Source organism: Moorena sp. SIO2C4 (assembly GCF_010672485.1).
GTDB classification, from domain to species: Bacteria; Cyanobacteriota; Cyanobacteriia; order Cyanobacteriales; family Coleofasciculaceae; genus Moorena; species Moorena producens.
On the sequence record NZ_JAAHGN010000113.1, the window covers coordinates 1 to 2,992 of the forward strand.

The following is a 2,992-nucleotide window of genomic DNA, read 5'->3' on the forward strand; positions in this document are numbered from 1 at the left end:
GATCGCATCCGCCAAATAGGTAAAGAAGAATTCGTCCTCGAAGAAATGATTCGCTACGGATTTTGGCCAGCACAAGGTGAGATGCCAGAAGATCCAGCTGATGAAATTCGACGGCGGGGAGAACTCCAGCGAGAACTAGCCCAACTGCGCCAAGAAAGTAAGAAACTACAAAACGAACAAGCACTGCGTAAGCGGTTGCTAAAAGAACGGTTAGCCCAGTCTAGGCTTAAGCGTCAGGAAACCAAACAACGACGGGAACAACAACGGCTCGAACGTGCCGAAGCGTGGGCTATACGCCAGGAACAGGAAATACTCTATCTCGGTGAGCAAGTATCCCCAGGTCTAAACCATACCGAAAGCGATCGCATACGATTAGAAACCTATAAATTACCGCTGCTTAGCACACCCCAACAAATTGCTCAAGCCATGGGGATTACCCTCGGACAACTACGCTTTCTCGCATTTAATCGCAAAACCGCCACCATATCTCACTACATTCGTTTCAAGATTCCCAAAAAAACCGGTGGAGAGCGATTAATTTCCGCACCCAAACCAAAACTAAAACAAGCACAACACTGGATTCTCAGCAACATACTAGAAAAACTAGAACTAGACAATGCAGCTCACGGCTTTCGACGCGATCGCTCCATAGTAACCAACGCCCAGCCTCATGTTGGTGCTGATGTCATTATCAACATTGACCTCAAAAACTTCTTCCCATCCATTTCCTACCAACGAGTCAAAGGACTTTTCCGGTCATTCGGTTATTCAGAAGCAGCAGCAACAGTATTTGGATTACTATGTACAGAAGCGGACATCGAAGAAGTCGAACTAGATAGCAAAACCTACTACGTAGCCACAAGCGATCGCCACCTCCCCCAAGGCTCCCCCGCTTCACCAGCCATTACCAACATATTGTGCCGTCGTTTAGACCACCGACTAACCAAACTAGCCACAGACTTAGGCTTTATTTACACCCGCTATGCCGATGATCTCACCTTTTCCGCCTCCGGTAATAGCCTCCGCTTTATCGGTAAACTCCTAAAACGCACCAGCTCCGTAGTAGCTCACGAAGGGTTTACTATCAATCAACAAAAGACCCGAATCCTACGGAAATCCCAGCAGCAAGAAGTAACAGGAATTGTAGTCAACGACCATCTCAATATTTCCAGAAAACAATTAAAACGCTTCCGTGCCACCCTCTATCAAATCGAAAAAGACGGTCCAGACAGCAAACACTGGGGAAACTCCAGTAATGTAATCGCAGCGATTCAAGGCTATGCCAACTTCATCGCCATGGTCAATCCCGAAAAAGCAGCCCTCTTTCAAGCACAAATCCAACGCATCAAAGAAAAATGGTTATCTAATAGGGATTAGGTATCAGCTTACCTTATTTTTGAATTAAGAATTAAGAATTAAGAATTAAGAATTAAGAATTAAGAATTAAGAATTAAGAATTAAGAATTAAGAATTTGTAATTCTGCATTCTACATTCTACATTCTACATTCTACATTCTACATTCTACATTCTACATTCTACATTCTGCCTTCTGCATTCTTAATTCTGCATTCTGACAGACAACCTTGGCCTTTCGGCCACGCGATCGCGTTCAACTAACTACCGCTTACCTTGTAAATTTATCACCTCCTTATGTACACTCATACCAATCTGAAGAGACTGATTAAGTAAGCGACCATACTCACCAGTTTCCTCACTCAGCTCAAAAGCCATCAAAGTAGCAAAATTATCATCAAGATTGCTTAACAATACCTGACGACTGTCAATTAAATTATCATGACTTCTGATTAAATTTTCTACTTGTAAAGCATTCACTAAACTTTGTTTAGTAATAGCTAGAGAGTCAATAACTTTTTTACGGCTTTCAGATTGTTTCAACTCAGTACTTGACCCCTCAATCGCCTCTATCCGTTCAGCTAACTCAATCGCTTTAATCACACCATTATAGTTATCAACCTGATCCATTAACCTAACCAAAGACTTAATTCGCTTCCCTTGTTTATATAAATATACATTCCCAATCACTATTCCTGACACAAACAATCCCACCAATAGACTAAATAGCCCCGTTGTCCCAGCCTGGTCTTCAGGCAAATTGCCAGAATTTTTCATAAAAATCAGGATTGGAGGCAAAAATAAAATTAAACTCAGACCCAATATAAATATCTCAGTTAACAGAACCGATAACATATGCTTAGGCTTCTTAAAGATAAACCCCCGACAAAAATCAATAGCCACAAGCTTAGCAAAATTCAGATCTACCAGGTTTCTGATATCTTCTGACGTAATCTGTAAATTCCCTAAATTTGATGACATATCATCTCGCTCCTGTTACACCATTTTCTGATATCTTGAACCAATCCCAATAATCCACCAGTACTTAAAACCACACCGCGAATAAATCAATTCCTCTTACTTCCACCCAAGCAATTCCATCGGTTATCGATAGAATAAATAGCGCTGCGGGCAGCGCTATAGCTGCCACAAGTGTGGCTTCAAAACAGCAAATCAATAGCAAGCCTTAACCCCAACCCAGTACTTTACCAATTAACTGCAAAACATGCATATAAAAATTACTTTCTAAGTCGCGAAATATCGCAAAAGGTTTTCCAAGAGCTCCGAAAAATGGTCTGAGAGTCCATGCCAATTGGCTCCCAACAAATCCATAAAGCACTAACCAAGCTTTAAGAATCCTAGTGCGATATGTGTTTTCTTCAGCTTCTTGCTCAGTGATAAATTGCATACATTGGTAAAACACATTGACACCAATTAACCCAGTGATGCCAAAGATTACTATATTTAAGAGCTTAAAAAATTTATAATCATGAATCGAGAGACGGAAAAATAGAGTGATAGGAGCAAAGCCAAATAGCATCACACTAATCACAGATGTCGCCGCCAAAAGCAAAGCTAGGTACTGCCCAAAACTACGTTTAGAGCCTGAGCTAATCTCATAAAAATATAAAGTCGGTA

General features: G+C 41.2%; 3 protein-coding genes. 1 reads left to right on the forward strand and 2 read right to left on the reverse strand.

Annotation, left to right across the window (positions count from 1 at the left end):
• The coding region (locus F6K20_RS08840; protein ID WP_287294459.1) for a reverse transcriptase family protein at positions 1 to 1,377 on the forward strand (1,377 nt) is incomplete at its 5' end.
• Positions 1,378 to 1,618: 241 nt separating this feature from the next.
• Here F6K20_RS08840 and F6K20_RS08845 read toward each other — a convergent pair.
• The gene (locus F6K20_RS08845; RefSeq protein WP_008184811.1) at positions 1,619 to 2,335 is read right to left on the reverse strand and encodes a hypothetical protein; all 717 of its coding nucleotides are present in this window, start codon (positions 2,333 to 2,335) and stop codon (positions 1,619 to 1,621) included.
• 205 nt (positions 2,336 to 2,540) lie between these two features.
• Positions 2,541 to 2,992: actin-binding WH2 domain-containing protein (locus F6K20_RS08850; protein ID WP_287294461.1), on the reverse strand; the 452-nt coding region annotated here is incomplete at its 5' end.

Excerpts from the sequence above, each read along its gene's own strand:
- F6K20_RS08845 (WP_008184811.1), bottom strand. The coding sequence starts at position 2,335 with ATGTCATCAAATTTAGGGAATTTACAGATTACGTCAGAAGATATCAGA.